A 17041-nucleotide genomic window follows, 5' to 3' on the forward strand; every position below is an offset into this window, starting at 1 on the left:
GGCGGCATGCCTGCCGCACGCACGAGCTTTTGCATTGTGTAGCTGACCCAGGGATTTGCCGATGAATCGCGAAGTATTGGCCATCCGCCACGTATATTTCGAGGACCTCGGCAGTTTCGAGCGGGTGCTCGGCGAACGTGGCCGTCCGGTGCGTTATGTCGATGTGGGCTTTGCACGCGTCGGCGCGCTCAATCCCGTGTCGGCTTCGCTGATGGTGATCCTCGGCGGTCCCATCAACGCCTGCGACGACGCGCGCTATCCCACTCTCGCGCCCATTGCCGGGCTGATCGAACGGCGCATTGCCGCCGGCTTGCCCACGCTCGGCATTTGCCTTGGCGCCCAGCTCATTGCGCGCGTGCTCGGCGCGCGCGTCTATGCGTCCGGTCGTCAGGAAATCGGCTGGACGCCGCTTACGCTCACCGACGCGGGCCGTGCCTCGCCGCTTCGGCATGTGGATGGCGCCGCCACGTCGATGCTGCACTGGCATGGCGATACGTTCGATCTGCCGCAAGGCGCGACGCGTCTCGCCTCCACGCCGCTGTGCGAAAACCAGGCGTTCTCGTGGGGCTCGCACGTGCTCGGCCTGCAATGCCATCCTGAAGTGCGCGCCGACCGCTTCGAACCCTGGCTGATCGGCAATGCCGCCGAGATCGATGCGGCGGGCATCGACGTCAATCTGCTGCGCGCGCAGACCGCACAACACGGCCCGACGCTCGAGGCGCAGGCGAGTCGCATGTTCGGCGAATGGCTCGACGCCGCCGATCATGCAGGCATCAACGCACCCGCGAAGTCGCCCTGAGGCACCCAGAAGCATCCTGAGGCGCCGTCAGCGCCTGTCAAAGGCGCGTGCTATTCTCGAACGCTCTCACCACCGTTCGCACTTTCTCCATGAGCAAGCTCTTCACTCCGCTCGAACTGCGTGGCGTGACGCTCGCCAATCGCATTGTCGTGTCGCCGATGTGTCAATACTCGGCAGTGCGAGGCGAGGCCACCGATTGGCACATGATCCACCTTGGCCATCTCGCGCTGTCGGGGGCGGCGATGCTGTGTATCGAAGCGACGGCTGTCGAGCCGGACGGCCGCATCACGCCAGCCGATCTCGGCCTCTGGGACGATGTGACTGAAGCCGCGCTCGAACCGGTGATTGCCGCCATCCGCCGCTATTCGCCGATTCGCATCGCCATGCAGATTTCGCACGCAGGGCGCAAGGCATCGAGCCATGTGCCCTGGGAGGGCGGTCAGCTGATTTCCGTGGCCGATGGCGGATGGTTGCCGCATGCGCCTTCCGATCTACCGCACAAGGACGAAGAAACGCCACCGCTCGCGCTCGACACGGCAGGCCTGAATCGAGTGCGTAATGCATTCGTGGCGACGGCGCGGCGGGCAGCGCGCCTCGGCATCGACGCGCTCGAAATTCACGCGGCGCATGGCTATCTGCTCCATCAATTCCTCTCGCCGATCGCCAACCGGCGCAGCGACGAGTACGGCGGATCGCGCGAAAATCGCATGCGCTTTCCGCTCGAAGTGTTCGACGCGGTGCGCGCGGAATTCCCGCACGATCGCCCGGTTGGCATGCGAGTGTCGGCAACCGATTGGGTCGACGGCGGCTGGAGCCCCGAGGACACGGTCGTGTTCGCGCAGGCGCTCAAGGCGCGTGGCGCGGACTGGATCGACGTATCGTCGGGCGGTGTTTCGCCGTTGCAGAAGATTCCGCTCGAGCCCGGCTATCAGGTGCCGTTCGCGCGCAAGGTCAAGCAGGAAACCGGCGCGAACACGATCGCGGTGGGACTCATCACCGACGCGCTGCAGGCCAATCAAATCCTGGAAGCGGGCGAAGCCGACATGATCGCGATGGCGCGCGCGATGCTTTACGATCCGCGCTGGCCATGGCACGCCGCCGCGCAGCTCGGCGCGAGCGTGAGTGCGCCGCCGCAGTACTGGCGCTCGCAGCCTCGCGAGCACAAGACGCTCTTCGGCGAGACGACGCTCGGTCAGCGTTGAACGTGCAGCGCGGAACACGACACAGGCAAGCGCCATGCGAGTTGAACGAACGAGGTGCGAACGTGTACGATGCCGGTTGCAGCGCGCCTATAGGGTCTTGAGGGTTTTCAGGGCCTTTCGATTGAACGCGTGCTCACGAGCGCGGCGCCGACAAGGCGCCGCGTTTGCGTGGCATGACTACACAAGGATTCTTCAATGAGTGTACGCAGGATCGTCGTGCGCCAATCGGGCGTGCACGGCAAGGGCGTATTTGCTGCCGGCGCAATCGAGGCCGGCGAACGGCTGATCGAGTACAAGGGCGAACGCATCTCGTGGAAGGAAGCATTGCGGCGTCATCCGCATAATCCCGACGAACCGAATCACACCTTCTATTTCGCGCTCGACGACGGCGATGTGATCGATGGCAAGGTCAATGGCAACAGCGCGCGCTGGATCAATCATTCGTGCGCGCCGAACTGCGAAGCCGAAGAAATCGACGGTCACGTCTACATTCATGCGCTGCGCGATATCGCCGAGGGCGAAGAGCTTTTTTACGATTACGGTCTCGTGATCGACGAGAAGCAGACCAAGAAGCTCAAGCGCGAATACGAATGCCGCTGCGGCGCGCGCAAGTGCCGTGGCACGATGCTCGCGCCGCCCGAAGAGAAGGGCGGCAAGTCGAAGAAGGGCAAGAAAAAGAAGTAAGCGTGGCGCGCGTGCATCGCCATGAATTGCCGATGTAAATATGGGCCGCAGATTTGAACTGCGGCCCATATTTTTTTGAAGTCAGTCAGCGACCGGCGTCCGGTGCGTCGGCTTCGCTTGCTTCGGCGTGCGCCGCGGCGGCCGAATCCTTGATGCGTTTCGCTTCCTTGCCGTCGTTCGCATCGAGTGCCGGACGGTTCATGAGCGGCACGCGCACGATGAAACGCGCGCCGCCTTCCGGCGCGTCCTCATAATGCACGCTGCCGCGATGCAGCGTCATGATGTCGTGCACGATCGCAAGGCCAAGGCCCGCGCCGCTGTCCACGCCGCTCTCGGTTTGCCCGTCACCGCGGAAGAAGCGCTTGAAAAGATCGGCTTGCTGCGTTTGCGGCACACCGCGGCCATTGTCCTCGACCACGATTTCGGCCATCGGCATGCCATCGGCGCGCGTCTGCGTGACGGTCACGGTAATGCGTCCGCCGTCGGGGCGAGCGGGCGGCAGATACTTCAGTGCATTGTCGAGCAGATTGGCGATCACTTCGTGCAGCAGCACGGGGTTGCCGCGCACCATCAGCGGCGTGTCGTTTTCGGGATCGTCGAGACGCTGGAAGCCGAGGTCGACTTGGCTCGCGAGCGCGCGCGGCACCCACTCGGCGCCCGTTTCAAATGCGAGCGCCGCCATGTCGATGTCGACGAAGCGCGCCGCCTGTTCGCCTGGCTCGGCGCGCGCGAGCGAGAGCAACTGGTTGGAGAGCCGCACTGCGCGGTCGGCGGCGGCGCGCAATTCGCGCACGGCGTCGCTGACTTTCTGCGGCTCGCGCGCGTTCACGGCTTGCTCCGCATGCAGCTTCACGGCCGTGAGCGGCGTGCGCAGCTGATGCGCGGCGTCGGCGATGAATTTGCGCTGGGCGTCGAGCGCGGTCTTCAGGCGTCCGAGCAGTGCGTTGAGCGCGCCCGTGAGCGGACGAATTTCGACCGGCACGAAGGTTTCGTCGACGGGTTCGAGCGAGGTGTGCGTCTGCCGATTGAGCGAGTCGGCGAGATCGGTGAGCGGGTTGAGCTGCTGGTTCACCACGCGCCATACGATCGCCCAGCCAGCGAGCAGGAGCAGCAGCAGCGGCATCATGATTGCCACGAGGAATTCGGCGGCGATGCGAAAGCGGTGATGCACGGGCTGGCCCACTTCCACGACGATGGGATTGCCCTTGGCTTGCGGCACGCGTACCTGCGCGACACGCACGCTCACGCCCTTGTAAAGGGTCTCGAACACGTACGCATAGTGCATGCGGCGCACGTTGGTGCCTTGCAGCGGCAGGTCGTGGTCGCCGGCAATTTCGGTTTCGCCGTCGCTGATACGGTAGACAAGATGCTCGACCGGGTCGGAGAACATCGCCTGTGCGAGCGGCGGCACGGTAATGGGTGCTTCAGGGCCGGCGATCTGGATCTGCCTGGAAATGGCGGTGGCAAGGTCGGCGAGCGAGCGGTCGACCACGTGCTGCGTGTATTGCCACGCGAGCCAATAGGCAATCAGGCCGCTCATCAGCGCGAGCAGCGAAAGTGGGGCGGCGAGGCGCCGCAATAGCGTGCGCCGCAGGCTCGTTGCGGCCGGTAGGGACATGGTCGGTTCGGGCGATGAAAGGTTACGCGCGCGGCAGGTTCGCGACGGGCGCGCCGCATGAATTGGAGCCCATTTTACGCGGGTGAGCGGGCCTAGGGCAGGCACGGGCCGAAGATGAGGGACGGAGCGAGGGCGGTGACGCGCTTCGCGGGTGAGCGGGCAGGTGTGCGGGTGCTCGCGCAACCGTGCAGTGCTCAGCAAGCCTGCGCAACGGCGCGCGGGGCGCCGCGGGCTTCAACCCATGCGTGAGCGGGCTTGAAGCGCAAGCGAAGGAGTGACTGCGGCGCATGAGGGCATGCGCCGCCAATCGAGTGCCTGATGGCTCGCCGGGGCCTCAGGCGGCCTGGCGGATTTCCTGCAGCAGGTAACCGAAACCACGCACCGTGACGATCTCGACACGGCAGCTTTCGAGCTTTTTGCGCACGCGATGCACGTAGACTTCGATTGCGGTGTCGCCGAGATCGCCGCCGAAGTGCGTGAGGTGGTCCTGCAGTTGCGCCTTGCTCACGACGCGGCCATGACGCAGCAGCAGCATTTCGAGCACGGCAAACTCGCGCGGCGAGAGTTCGAGCGGCTTGTCGTCATTGAAGATGCGGCGGTCGACGCCCGAGAGACGCACGCCGCCGAGCGAGACTTCAGGACGCGGCACGTCGCCGTGCGGGCCGCTGCGGCGCATCACGGCGCGAATGCGGGCTTCGAGTTCGGCCGGCTCGAACGGCTTGAGCATGTAGTCGTCGGCGCCCGAATTGAGGCCTTGCACACGGTCGTTCAACTCGTCGCGTGCGGTGAGCACGATGACAGGCGTGTGCCGGTTGCTCTGACGAAAGCGCGAAAGCAGCGTCATGCCGTCGATGCCCGGCAGGCCGAGGTCGAGAATCACGAGTTCGTGACGGTTTTGCGTGAGTGCCTGTTCGGCGAAGATGCCGTCGTGGACCATGTCGACCGTGAAGCCGGCTTGTTCGAGGCTAGACTGGATACCGCGTGCGATAGGGCGGTCGTCTTCGATCAGAAGGAGTCGCATGGGATTCGCTCAAATACAATGGGTTTAGCACTTACGCACGCAGTTCGCGTTTCGACTTCTGGCGCAACTGCTCGCCTTCGAGCGGCGACGAACTCGCGTTGTCGTTGGGCCAGGAAGCGCGTTCCAGACCGTATGCGCTGCTGATTGTACAGCGTCAGAACGTCTTCTCACCGGAACGTTTAGACCCTATGCAAGCGCTGCCTGGGAGTCTTACGTATCCTTCAAAAATGGCCTTCAAAGCTGAAGGTTTGGACGCCTGATACCCTGCATTATGCTTTCATTGCAGCGCTTATGCGTGCCGTGCGTCGTGCAGGTTTCCATTTAACGCGCGACGCACGCAAAGCGCTTACGCGATCTTCATTCAGGCCGAGGCGGCGAGGGGGCCGGGCGCGATCGAATCGATGAAGCGCGCGAGCTGGATGTCGCGCGTGGTGAGGCCGTCGGCCTCGTGGGTCGAAAGCGTGATTTCGACGCGGTTGTAGACGTTGAACCATTCGGGATGGTGATTCATTTCCTGCGCCTTGATGGCCACGCGCGTCATGAAGCCAAAGGCTTCGTTGAAGTCGGCGAAACGGAAATGGCGCTGGATGGCGTCGCGGCCCGCGACGGCATGCCAGCCGCGGAGTTCGGCGAGCTGCGTGGCGCGCTCTTCGGATGTGAGTCGATTGATCATCGTGGCACCTGTCTGTGCTGGGTGTATTCCGGGCCCGGCAAACGCGCCAGGTCAATAGGCCATTTTTTCACGGATGGGCAACCTGCGCGAGCTAGCCGGACAGTGGTGCGGCAATTCGCGCGTCCGGTCGGATGGCGCGCTTAGACGTCGCCGTCGTCGAGCCAGCCTTCGCGCGTGCCGAGTGTGTAGACCGTGTCGCTCTGCAGCACGTCGCCAGCGGCGTACGGCGCGGCGGCAATGAGCGGCGCGGGATCTGCGAGATGCGCGGCAATGCCCGTGCCCAGCGCGTCGAACAACTGCGCGAACGAGTCGATCACGAAATAGGTCTTCTGAAATGTGTCGATGCGATAACGCGTGCGCAGCACGCGCTCGAGGTCGAAGGCCAGCCGGTTGGGCGCGGCGCTTTCCACGCTGTAGAGCGATTCGCCCTTGCTCGACACAATGCCCGCGCCATAAATCTTCACGCCATGCGGCGCGTTTGCGTCGCCGCTTGTCTCACCGCTTGTCTCACGTATCAGGCCGAATTCCACCGCGTACCAATAGAGCCGCGCGAGCAGCGGCAACGCGTTTTCGTCTACTGCAAGCGCGGCTTGCCCGTAAGCGTGGATCGCATCGGCGAAAACGGGGTCGGTCAGCAGCGGCACGTGGCCGAACAGATCGTGGAAGCAGTCCGGCTCTTGCAGGTAATCGATCTGGTCCGGGCGGCGCATCCACCAGGTGACCGGGAAGCGGCGGTGCGCCAGGTGCTCGAAGAAAATGCGCTCGGGCACGAGCCCCGGCACCGCCACGATGCGCCAGCCGGTCGCGGCCATCAGCCGTTCGCTTACAGCGTCGAACACCGGCACGTGCGCGACGTCCAGGCCAATGCGGTGTGCGCCTTCGATGAACGCCCCGCAGGCGCGGCCTTCGAGCAGCGCCATCTGCCGCCGGTAGAGCTGCTCCCAGACGGCGTGATCGACTGCGTCGTAGCGTTCGAGCGGTTGGTCGATGGTGAAATCGGGACGGGTCGTGAGGCCCGCGTCGAACTGCTCTTGCAGCTTCGCGGTGGCAGCGGCAGCCATGTTTGTAGCGCTCCGATAAAAATGCGGGTGAATACGCAAGTGTAGAGCGGAGCAGGCGCGGCATGCGCGCATTAGAGGCAAATAAGACGTTATATATGCAATAATCGAGCATTATTAAATCCATTAATGCGAATTTTTTTCATGCTCGAACTCGATCATTTCGATCTTGCGCTGCTCGATGTCTTGCAGCGCTTTGGCCGCGCCACGCATCAGCAACTGGGCGAGCAGGTGCCGCTTTCGCCTTCGCAGATCGGCAGGCGGCTGCAGCGGCTGGAGGCGTCGGGGGTGATCGACGGCTATCGCGTCGTGCTGCGGCCCGAAAAGCTGGGCCTGGGCGTGACCGCGTTCACGAGCCTGAAATTGAAGCACCACGGGGATTCGATCATCGAGCAGTTCCAGCAGCAGATCGACGTGCTGCCGGAGGTGCTCGAATGCCATGCCGTGGTGGGAGACGCCGACTATTTGCTGCGCATCGTGGCGCCGGATTTGAACGCGCTGTCGTCGTTTGTCATGAAGAAGCTGATGCGGGTGCCCGGCGTGGATAGCGTGCGCTCGAATATCGTGCTCACGACCTTCAAACGCAATGGTCCGCTGCCGCTCGGGCATCTGGAGCCCGGCGCGGCGGCGCCCTGAATCCGGCGCCGCGAGGCGTGCGCTGCTGGCCGCTCAGACCGCCACGGCTGGCGCGTTGAGCAGATCGACGTAGGCCACGGCCACCAGATCGCTTTCATCCACGCCTAGCTGCCTGAACATTGCGTGGGCTTCGGCTTCGCCGCCTTGCTCGTCGTCCTCGGGGCCGAGCACCACTTCGAGCTCGACGAAGTCGCCCAGACCATCCACGCGGTCCAGATGGATGCGTGTGCGGCCCGCCAGATACACGTGGCGCTCCTTCGACACGATGCCGCGTGTCGTGAGCGCCGTGGCGAGCAGCGAGTGCATCGCCTCGGCATTGGTGACGGGGCTGCGCGTGTAGTACGAGGCCTTCGGGCCGTCACGGTCGTCGCGCTGATAGAAGATCAGCTCGGGCGGTGTGCCGTCGTCGAACTGGCGCAGCTTCAGGCGGCCGCGCGGCACGTCATAGAAAAAATCCTGCTGGCGAAAGATCAGCGGCGCGTCGGGTGCGAGTTGGGCGGCGCGTTCGCGCAGAGCGTCGAAATGACGGGCGCGGGCTTTGATTTCGATGTTGCGGGCCATGCACGGCTCCTGTGGGACGGGAAACGATGGGCGAGGCCAGGAACGCGCCGCGCCTCCATGCCTGCATTCGCGCGCATCGGGCGTATCAGGTGGCCAGGGTGCGCAAAACGCGGAGCGAATTGCGAATCTAGCAAAACTTGTGTGACCGCGCTGTTACCCCCGCGGTTTCACCCGCCTCTGTCATGCACACGTTCATGAGCACGGCTCATATCGCCCATTGCGTTTCGATGGCCTTGAGCGCAGCCGCAATGGCCGGTTCGTCGCGGCGCGCGGCGAGCGTGATGAAAGTGAGTTCGGTGGGCACCGTCACGCCTTCGACGATGGTGAGCGCATGCGCGTGCGCTTCGGCGATCGCGGTGGGCTCGCGGGCCAGCGAGAGCCCCACGCCCGATTTCACGAGATCGAGCATCGACGGCTCCTGGTCCACCTCGGCGACTTTCACGGGCTTGGCGTGCGCGGCTTCGAAGAGTCCCGAGAGCAACCGGTTATGCGCCGACGCGGGCGGCGTCCAGATCCACGGCAGGGCCGCGAGCGCGCGCCAGTCGCGCGCGCCCTTGACGCGGTCTTTCCAGCCGGCGGGCGCGAGCACGCGGTATTGAAAGCGGGTGAGCGTGAGCGTGTGGAAGATGTCGGGATCGGGCGCGGGCTGGCCGATGTAATAGCCCACGTCCAGTTCGCGGGCGCGCACCTGGTCGAGCACCCAGCCCGACATGCCGTGACGCAGCGCCGTCTCGATCTGCGGCCAGGTTTCCACGAGCTGGCGCAGGAAGCCGCCGAGGCGCAGGAACGCGGGGTCGAGGATGGTGCCGATGCGCAGCCGCCCGCGCACCTCGTGGCGCAGCGCGGCGGCGGCGCGCTGTACGTCGCCGGCGGCGGCGAGTGCGCGCTCGGCGTGCGGCAGCAGCGCCTGGCCGTCGCGCGTGAGCACGAGGCCATGCGAGGTGCGGGTGAAAAGCGTGACGCCGAGCGTCTCCTGCAAATGCTTGATCTGCAGGCTCACGGCCGGCTGGGTCAGATGCAGATGCGTGGCCGCGCGCGTGAGATTGCCCTCTCGCGCGACCGTCACGAACGCGCGCAACAAGGTCAGGTCCATGCGCTGATATTAACTCGCCTTATATCTCTGTTGAGGATTAATCATTGGATCGCCAATGCCTTGCGCGATTACGCTAACTGGCACAGAACAGGCGTTACGAGCACAAAAGCTCTGCACGGGATGGAACCAGGCACGAAAGCGCCAGGCCCCATCGACAGGAGACACCGAGCCATGGCCATACAAGAACGCGACGCACCCACGCGCCGCCTGGAAGGCGAATTCGATTATGTGATCGTCGGCGCCGGCTCGGCGGGCTGCGTGCTCGCCAACCGCCTCACGCAAGACCCCGATGTCTCGGTGCTGTTGATCGAGGCGGGCGGCAAGGACGACTATCACTGGATACATATCCCGGTCGGCTACCTGTACTGCATCGGCAATCCGCGCACGGACTGGCGCTACAAAACCGTTGCCGAGGAAGGCCTCAACGGCCGGGCGCTGTCGTATCCGCGTGGGCGCGTGCTGGGGGGATCGTCGTCGATCAACGGCATGATCTATATGCGCGGCCAGCGCGAGGACTACGACGAATGGGCGCGCGTGACCGGCGACTCGGGCTGGTCGTGGGATGCGGTGCTGCCCGTGTTTCGCAGCAGCGAGGATCACCACGGCGGCGCGAACGCGTATCACGGCGCGGGCGGCGAATGGCGCGTCGAGAAGCAGCGCCTGAAGTGGCGGATTCTCGAATCGTTCGCGCAAGCCGCGCAGGAGCAGGGCATTCCCGCTGTCGACGATTTCAATCGCGGCGACAGCGGCGGCCCGAACGGCGGCGTCGGCTATTTCGAGGTGAACCAGAAGCACGGCGTGCGCTGGAACACCTCGAAGGCCTTTCTGCGAGCGGCCATGAAGCGGCCCAATCTCACCGTGATTACGGGCGCGCTCACCGAGCGCATGATCTTCGAGGGCACGCGTTGCGTGGGCGTGGAATATCGCGGCGACGTTGCGTATTTCGCGCGAGCGCGCTGCGAAGTCATTCTGAGCGCGGGCGCGGTGAACTCGCCGCAATTGCTGGAGCGCTCCGGCGTGGGCGATGCGGCGCGGCTCGCGCGGCTCGGGGTGAGCGTCGTGCAGGATTTGCGCGGAGTGGGCGAAAATCTCCAGGACCATCTGCAACTGCGCATGGCGTTTCGCGTGAACGGCGTGCGCACCCTCAACACGGCCTCCGCGCACTGGTGGGGCAAGCTGATGATCGGCATGGAATATGCGCTGTTCCAGAGCGGTCCGATGTCGATGGCGCCCTCGCAGCTCGGCGCGTTCGCGAAGTCCGATCCAGGCAAGACGCGTCCCGACCTGCAGTATCACGTGCAGCCGCTTTCGCTCGATCGCTTTGGCGAGCCGCTGCATCGCTTCAACGCGTTCACGGCATCGGTCTGCAATTTGCAGCCCACATCGCGCGGCAGCATTCATGCAGTGTCGGCTAACCCCGAGGACGCGCCCGTGATTGCGCCGAACTATCTGTCCACCGAGGAAGACTTGCGCGTGGCTGCGAATGCCATGCGGCTTACGCGTCGCATAGCGGCCTCGGCTGCGCTCGCGGGTTATCGTCCGGAGGAAATACTGCCGGGGTCCGCGTTCCAGAGCGAGGCGCAACTGCGCGAGGCGGCAGGCAACGTGGGCACGACGATTTTCCATCCGGTGGGCACCTGCCGCATGGGCCGCGCCGACGACCCGGACGCCGTGGTCGATGCGCGGCTGCGCGTGCGCGGCGTGCAGGGCTTGCGTGTCGTGGATGCATCGGTGATGCCGATCATCACCTCGGGCAACACGAATTCGCCCACGCTGATGATTGCGGAGCGCGCCGCGCAGATGCTGCGCGAAGACCGTCGGACAGGCGCATCCACGAACGTGCGCAATGAGGCGAGTGCGTCTGCGACACCTGCGTGACGCGCGTTTCGGACCACTATCCAGGACTTGCGCCGCGCAAGGCGGCGCAAGCGCTTTTGCCACGTCTTGCGCGCAATCGCGGTGCATTCAAATCAATGTCATCACGATGCCTTCATGCTGCTATTTGCTGTCAAATTGCGTGTTGAGAGAATGTGAACCGTGTTGCTCACCCGTAAGTGCAAATCCCAATGATTGCGCTGCATCATTGGCGAGACAATGGCGCGGAATGAGAGAGCGGGCAAACGCGCGCCCAAACATGGCGCGTCGTGCAAAGTCGGGCACTGCCCAGCACGAACGATCTGAAGTGTTACGCCTTACTTCGCGTGGAAGGGGACATGATTCTCGGCGACACGATTCTGGAGACACGCGGCCTCACGAAACAATTCAAAGGTTTCACGGCCGTCAACGGGGTGAACCTGCGGGTGTGCCGCGGTTCGATTCACGCGCTCATTGGACCGAATGGCGCGGGCAAGACCACTTGTTTCAACCTCCTAACTAAATTTCTGGTCCCGAGCTCGGGACGCATCGTCTTCAACGGCATCGACATCACCCATGAGCGGCCCGCGCAGATCGCGCGGCGCGGCATCATTCGCTCGTTTCAGATTTCGGCGGTGTTTCCGCATTTGACGGCGCTGCAGAACGTGCGCATCGGCCTGCAGCGCCAACTCGGCACCGCGTATCACTTCTGGAAGAGCGAGCGCACGCTCGCCGAACTCGACGATCGCGCGATGGATCTGCTCACCCAGGTGGGCCTCACCGATTTCGCCGACGTGCCGACCGTCGAGCTCGCCTATGGACGCAAGCGCGCGCTCGAGATCGCGACCACGCTCGCGATGGAGCCCGAACTCATGCTGCTCGACGAGCCCACCCAGGGCATGGGTCACGAAGACGTGGACCGCGTCACGGCGCTCATCAAGAAGGTATCGAGCGGCCGCACGATCCTGATGGTCGAGCACAACATGAACGTGATCGCCGGCATTTCCGACACCATTACGGTTCTGCAGCGCGGCGAGGTGCTGGCGGAGGGCAGCTACGCGGAAGTGTCGAAGAACCCGCTCGTGGCTGAAGCGTACATGGGCAGTGCCGACGCGGCGCTCGTGGGAGCGCACGCATGAGCACGGTGACGGAACATGGGCACGAAGCGGCCGTGAATGCGGCATCCGGCGAAAGCGCCCTCGAAATCGCGGGCCTGCAAACCTGGTATGGCGAATCGCACATCCTGCACGGCGTCGATTTTTCCGTGAAACGCGGTGAAGTCGTCACGCTGCTCGGGCGCAACGGTGCGGGGCGCACGACCACGCTGCGCGCGATCATGGGCCTCACGGGCCGGCGCACCGGGTCGATCCGCATTGGCGGGCGCGAGACCATTCATATGCCTACCTACCGCATCGCGCATTGCGGAGTGGGCTACTGCCCCGAGGAGCGCGGCATTTTCTCCAGCCTCTCGTGCGAGGAAAACCTGCTGCTGCCGCCCGCGATCGGCATGAAGGGCGCGAAGGGGATGTCGCTCGACGAGATCTACTCGATGTTTCCGAATCTCGCGGAACGCCGCAACAGCCAGGGTACGCGACTCTCGGGCGGCGAGCAGCAGATGCTCGCCGTGGCGCGCATCCTGCGCACGGGCGCGAACCTGCTGCTGCTCGACGAGATTTCCGAGGGCCTTGCGCCGGTCATCGTGCAGACGCTCGCACGCATGATCATCACGCTGAAGTCGCGCGGCTACACGATCGTGATGGTCGAGCAGAACTTCCGCTTCGCGGCGCCGCTCGCCGACCGTTTCTACGTGATGGAGCACGGGCGCATCGTCGAGCGCTTCGGCATTGCCGAGCTCGAAGGCAAGATGCCCGTGCTGCACGACCTGTTGGGGGTCTAGTTCCCATTTTTTTTGTCGCGTGCGGGCGCAGGACCGCGCCGCGCGATTCGTTTGCCTCCGGTGTTCATGGAGTGTTCCTGAATAACAACGCAACCAAATGAAGGAGACTGCAATGAAGAAAACCACGTTCGCGCGGCTTGCGGGCCTGTTTGCCGCCTCGGCTGCCGTGATGGCGTTCAGCGCAGGGACCGCGCAGGCCGCCAACGACGCGGTGAAGATCGGCTTCATCACCGACATGTCGGGCCTCTATGCGGACGACGACGGCCCGGGCGGCCTCGCCGCCATCAAGATGGCGGTGGCGGACTTCGGCGGCAAGGTGCTCGGCAAGCCAATCCAGGTGGTGTACGCCGACCATCAGAACAAGGCGGACATCGCGGCGTCGAAGGCGCGCGAATGGATGGACCGTGACGGGCTCGACCTGCTGCTCGGCGGCACGAACTCGGCGACCGCACTGGCAATGAACCAGGTCGCGCTCGAGAAGAAGCGCGTGTACATCAACACCGGCGCGGGCACCGATGCGCTGACGAACGAGCAGTGCACCCCGTACACGGTCCACTACGGCTACGACACGGTGGCGCTCGCGAAGGGCACGGGCCTCGCGGTGCTCAAGCAGGGCGGCAAGAGCTGGTTCTTCCTGACCGCCGATTACGCGTTTGGCAAGTCGCTCGAGAAGAACACCGCGGATGTCGTGAAGGCGAACGGTGGCCAGGTGCTCGGCGAAGTGCGCCATCCGCTCTCCGCGTCGGACTTCTCGTCGTTCCTGCTGCAGGCGCAGTCGTCGAAGGCGCAGATTCTCGGCCTCGCGAACGCGGGCGGCGATACGGTCAACGCGATCAAGGCCGCGAAGGAATTCGGCATCAACAAGACGATGAAGACCGCCGCGCTGCTGATGTTCCTGCCCGACGTGCACAGCCTCGGGCTCGACACCACGCAGGGCCTCGTGCTCACGACCGGCTGGTACTGGGACCAGAACGACGCGACGCGCAAGTGGGCGCAGCGCTACTACGACCAGACGAAGAAGATGCCGTCCGAGTTGCAGGCGGCCGATTATTCGGCAGTGACCTCGTATCTGAAGGCGGTGCAGGCGGCCGGCACGACCGATTCCGACAAGGTGATGGCCGAGCTCAAGAAGACGAAGATAGACGACATGTACACGAAGGGCGGCTACATTCGCGCGGATGGCGTGCTGATCCACGACATGTATCTGGTCGAGGTGAAGAAGCCGTCCGAATCGAAGAAGCCGTGGGACTACTACAAGGTCCTGCAGACGATTCCGGGCGAGCAGGCGTACACCACGAAGCAGGAGAGCAAATGCGCGCTGTGGAAGTAAGCGCCCTGGCGTTTTGTCGGACCCGAAGGGTGTGACGCAGGGGTGTCAGGCATGCGGCACGCGGCGCGGCGCAAGAGAAGCCCGCGCCGCGCGCTGCTTGTGTGCATAACCGTTGTTGGCATTCATGGCGGCTTTCATGACGATCTTTGGCATTCCGCTTCCGGCAATGCTGAGCCAGTTGTTGCTCGGGCTCGTGAACGGCTCGTTCTACGCGATCCTGAGCCTGGGCCTCGCGGTGATTTTCGGCATGCTCAATGTGATCAACTTCGCGCACGGCGCGTTGTTCATGCTGGGCGCGATGCTCACGTGGATGGGCCTCGCTTACTTCGACCTGCCGTACTGGGTGATGATCTTCGTCGCGCCCATTCTGGTGGGTTTCATCGGCGTCGTGATCGAGCGTTCGATGCTGCGCTGGCTTTATCGGCTCGATCATTTGTATGGACTCCTGCTGACCTTCGGGCTCACGCTCGTGGTGGAAGGGGTGTTCCGCTCGATCTACGGTTCCTCGGGGCAGCCGTATAACGTGCCCGACGCGCTTTCGGGCGCGACCAATCTCGGCTTCATGTATCTGCCCAACTATCGCGCGTGGGTCGTGGTCGCATCGCTGGCCGTGTGTTTCGCCACCTGGTTCGTGATCGAGAAGACGCGCCTTGGCGCCTATCTGCGCGCCGGCACCGAGAACCCCAAGCTCGTCGAGGCGTTCGGCATCAACGTGCCGCTCATGATCACGCTCACCTATGGCTTCGGCGTTGCGCTTGCCGCGTTCGCGGGCGTGCTGGCCGCGCCGGTCATCCAGGTCTCGCCGCTGATGGGCCAGCCGATGATCATCACGGTGTTTGCCGTGGTCGTGATCGGCGGCATGGGCTCGATCATGGGCTCGATCATCACGGGCCTCCTGCTCGGCGTGATCGAAGGCTTCACGCGCGTGTTCTGGCCTGAGGCTTCCGCTACCGTGGTGTTCGTGATCATGGCGATCGTGCTGCTGATTCGCCCCGCTGGCCTCTTCGGCAAGGAACGATGATGCAAAGAAAAGTGCTTTATGGCGTGTTGCTGATCGGGCTGATCGTGGCGCCTTTCGTCGGCGCGTATCCGCTCTTCGTGATGAAGGTGCTGTGTTTCGCGCTGTTTGCCGCGGCGTTCAATCTGCTGATCGGCTATACGGGGCTGCTCTCGTTCGGGCATGCGATGTTCCTCGCGACGGCGGGCTATACCACTGGCTACACGATCCAGTCGCTCGGCTTCACGCCGGAGCTGGGCGTGCTGGCCGGCACGGTCGCGGGCACGGCGCTCGGGCTGATCGTGGGACTGTTCGCGATCCGCCGCCAGGGTATCTACTTCGCGATGGTCACGCTCGCGCTCGCGCAGATGGTGTACTTCGTGTACCTGCAGGCGCCGTTCACGCACGGCGAAGATGGCCTCCAGGGCGTGCCGCGCGGCAAGCTGTTCGGGCTCGTCTCGCTCGACTCCGATCTCACGCTGTACTATGTCGTGCTCGTGGTGATGGTGCTCGCGTTCATGTTGATCGTGCGGACCGTGCACTCGCCGTTCGGGCAGGTGCTGGGCGCGATCAAGGAGAACGAGCCGCGCGCCGTTTCGCTCGGCTACGACACCGATCGCTTCAAGCTGCTCGCGTTCGTGCTTTCGGCGGGCCTCGCGGGCCTCGCCGGGTCGCTCAAGGTGCTCGTGCTCGGCTTCGAGACGCTCGGCGACGCCTACTGGACCATGTCCGGTCTTGTGATCCTGATGACGCTCGTGGGCGGCATGGGCACGCTGTTCGGGCCGTTGCTCGGGGCGGCGTTGATCGTGGCGCTCGAAGACCGGCTCGGCGACATCGGCACCGCGCTCGCGCATCTGACGGGCGTGGATTGGTTCCGCTCGCTGGGCGAGTCGGCGACGATCGTGACCGGGCTCATCTTCATCGCGTGCGTGCTGGCGTTCCGGCGCGGCATCGTTGGCGAGATCGTCTCGCGCGTGCGGCCGTTGCGGGCTTGATAGAGCGGCGCAGCAAATGAACGTCCGGCTTCATGGTTTTTGGTCGGCGGCAATGAGACAATGGCACGCCAGAACGCCCGTGGAGCGCTCCCGCAGCGCTCGCGCGGTGCCCTTTCAGTTGCCCTCTTAAGGTGCCGCACTGCACCACTAGGGGTAAATGCTAGTTGCCCGAGAGGGGGGTGAAGTTTAAAGTCCCATCTAGTTCTGATGCACCAAATTTGCAGGTGGAGAACGAGGAGACAACTGAGGCACAAAGTGCCCGGACAAGGAAGCGCTGTTGGATGGAAATCCAACAGCGCTTTTTATATTCGTGCGCCGTTTTTGGCTGGCATACGTTCTCGTTTTCAGATTATCTTTTCCCTTCCGGTTTTTCTTCTTTTCCCTCTCGTTACCTCGGTATGGCGTTCGCCAATAATCGGCGCTTTTCGACGATTACGTCCGCATTCTTTCACGTTTCGAATTAAGCAAACGTTGCCGCCGCAAGCGTGAGCCCTGCCAGGCGTTGCATTCGCGCCGTAAGCCATTGGAAAGCGCTTGCCGCGCCAAACATCGCTCCGTTACACTCGCCATTCGCCGACCATGCGGTCAGCATTATCTGCCCGGATGGTTTTACGGATTCGCCG

The 17041-nt window shown here is 63.9% G+C and carries 16 protein-coding genes and 1 pseudogene; 11 read left to right on the forward strand and 6 right to left on the reverse strand.

All coding sequences use genetic code 11. From position 1 onward, the window contains the following. Positions 1 to 61 precede the first annotated feature (61 nt). The 3 genes from PWP93_RS12850 to PWP93_RS12860 all read left to right on the forward strand — a co-directional run bounded on the left by PWP93_RS12850 (position 62) and on the right by PWP93_RS12860 (position 2685). Complete coding sequence (locus PWP93_RS12850) at positions 62 to 799, forward strand: glutamine amidotransferase (RefSeq protein ID WP_421044734.1); 738 nt, start codon at positions 62 to 64, stop codon at positions 797 to 799. Positions 800 to 888: 89 nt separating this feature from the next. Next, entirely contained in the window at positions 889 to 2001 is a 1113-nt protein-coding gene (locus PWP93_RS12855) for an NADH:flavin oxidoreductase/NADH oxidase (protein WP_421044735.1), read from the forward strand. A gap of 195 nt (positions 2002 to 2196) precedes the next feature. Next, positions 2197 to 2685, forward strand: coding sequence for an SET domain-containing protein (locus PWP93_RS12860; RefSeq protein ID WP_421044736.1), 489 nt, complete (start codon positions 2197 to 2199; stop codon positions 2683 to 2685). A gap of 85 nt (positions 2686 to 2770) precedes the next feature. On the opposite strand, the gene PWP93_RS12865 is transcribed toward PWP93_RS12860, so the two are convergent. Together PWP93_RS12865 and PWP93_RS12870 are read right to left on the reverse strand one after the other, a co-directional pair. Then, positions 2771 to 4303 carry a sensor histidine kinase gene (locus PWP93_RS12865; protein ID WP_421044737.1) on the reverse strand — a complete coding sequence of 511 codons (1533 nt, stop codon included), beginning with the start codon at positions 4301 to 4303 and terminating at the stop codon, positions 2771 to 2773. A 334-nt stretch (positions 4304 to 4637) separates the two neighbouring features. Next, positions 4638 to 5324 (reverse strand): response regulator, encoded by a 687-nt coding sequence (locus PWP93_RS12870; RefSeq protein ID WP_091999860.1) that lies wholly within the window; start codon positions 5322 to 5324, stop codon positions 4638 to 4640. A gap of 26 nt (positions 5325 to 5350) precedes the next feature. On the opposite strand from PWP93_RS12870, the pseudogene PWP93_RS12875 reads away from it, so the two are divergent. Beyond that, positions 5351 to 5568, forward strand: a pseudogene (locus PWP93_RS12875) (DUF3717 domain-containing protein); the annotation flags it as partial. Between the two features lie 117 nt (positions 5569 to 5685). Here the strand turns inward: PWP93_RS12875 and PWP93_RS12880 are convergent. Then, positions 5686 to 6024: a 4a-hydroxytetrahydrobiopterin dehydratase gene (locus tag PWP93_RS12880; RefSeq protein WP_421025300.1), complete on the reverse strand. Its 339-nt coding sequence runs from the start codon at positions 6022 to 6024 to the stop codon at positions 5686 to 5688. Positions 6025 to 6137: 113 nt separating this feature from the next. Further along, positions 6138 to 7058, reverse strand: coding sequence for a phenylalanine 4-monooxygenase (gene phhA / locus PWP93_RS12885; protein ID WP_421044738.1), 921 nt, complete (start codon positions 7056 to 7058; stop codon positions 6138 to 6140). A 141-nt stretch (positions 7059 to 7199) separates the two neighbouring features. On the opposite strand from phhA, the gene PWP93_RS12890 reads away from it, so the two are divergent. Then, entirely contained in the window at positions 7200 to 7691 is a 492-nt protein-coding gene (locus PWP93_RS12890) for an Lrp/AsnC family transcriptional regulator (protein ID WP_065062258.1), read from the forward strand. 33 nt (positions 7692 to 7724) lie between these two features. On the opposite strand, the gene PWP93_RS12895 is transcribed toward PWP93_RS12890, so the two are convergent. After that, complete coding sequence (locus PWP93_RS12895; RefSeq protein ID WP_421044739.1) at positions 7725 to 8252, reverse strand: class IV adenylate cyclase; 528 nt, start codon at positions 8250 to 8252, stop codon at positions 7725 to 7727. 205 nt (positions 8253 to 8457) lie between these two features. Then, a complete protein-coding gene (locus PWP93_RS12900) occupies positions 8458 to 9345 on the reverse strand; it encodes a LysR family transcriptional regulator (RefSeq protein ID WP_421025088.1) in 888 nt (295 codons plus the stop codon). 171 nt (positions 9346 to 9516) lie between these two features. Here PWP93_RS12900 and PWP93_RS12905 point away from each other — a divergent pair, with 171 nt between their 5' ends. From PWP93_RS12905 to PWP93_RS12930, 6 genes are all read left to right on the forward strand, one after another. Beyond that, positions 9517 to 11223, forward strand: a complete 1707-nt coding sequence (locus PWP93_RS12905; RefSeq protein WP_421044740.1) for a GMC family oxidoreductase — start codon at positions 9517 to 9519, stop codon at positions 11221 to 11223. A gap of 335 nt (positions 11224 to 11558) precedes the next feature. Further along, positions 11559 to 12338 (forward strand): ABC transporter ATP-binding protein, encoded by a 780-nt coding sequence (locus tag PWP93_RS12910; RefSeq protein ID WP_421025086.1) that lies wholly within the window; start codon positions 11559 to 11561, stop codon positions 12336 to 12338. Then, positions 12335 to 13096 (forward strand): ABC transporter ATP-binding protein, encoded by a 762-nt coding sequence (locus PWP93_RS12915; RefSeq protein WP_421025085.1) that lies wholly within the window; start codon positions 12335 to 12337, stop codon positions 13094 to 13096. Before PWP93_RS12910 ends, PWP93_RS12915 begins: the two co-directional genes overlap by 4 nt. Before the next feature lie 112 nt (positions 13097 to 13208). Beyond that, positions 13209 to 14426: an ABC transporter substrate-binding protein gene (locus tag PWP93_RS12920; protein WP_421025084.1), complete on the forward strand. Its 1218-nt coding sequence runs from the start codon at positions 13209 to 13211 to the stop codon at positions 14424 to 14426. A gap of 136 nt (positions 14427 to 14562) precedes the next feature. Next, entirely contained in the window at positions 14563 to 15447 is an 885-nt protein-coding gene (locus PWP93_RS12925; protein ID WP_421044741.1) for a branched-chain amino acid ABC transporter permease, read from the forward strand. Further along, on the forward strand, positions 15447 to 16418 hold the full coding sequence (locus PWP93_RS12930; RefSeq protein WP_421045084.1) for a branched-chain amino acid ABC transporter permease: 972 nt from the start codon (positions 15447 to 15449) through the stop codon (positions 16416 to 16418). Before PWP93_RS12925 ends, PWP93_RS12930 begins: the two co-directional genes overlap by 1 nt. Positions 16419 to 17041 lie beyond the last annotated feature (623 nt).

The sequence above is a fragment of the Paraburkholderia sp. A1RI-2L genome (genome assembly GCF_048957375.1).
In the GTDB taxonomy this organism is placed as follows: domain Bacteria; phylum Pseudomonadota; class Gammaproteobacteria; order Burkholderiales; family Burkholderiaceae; genus Paraburkholderia.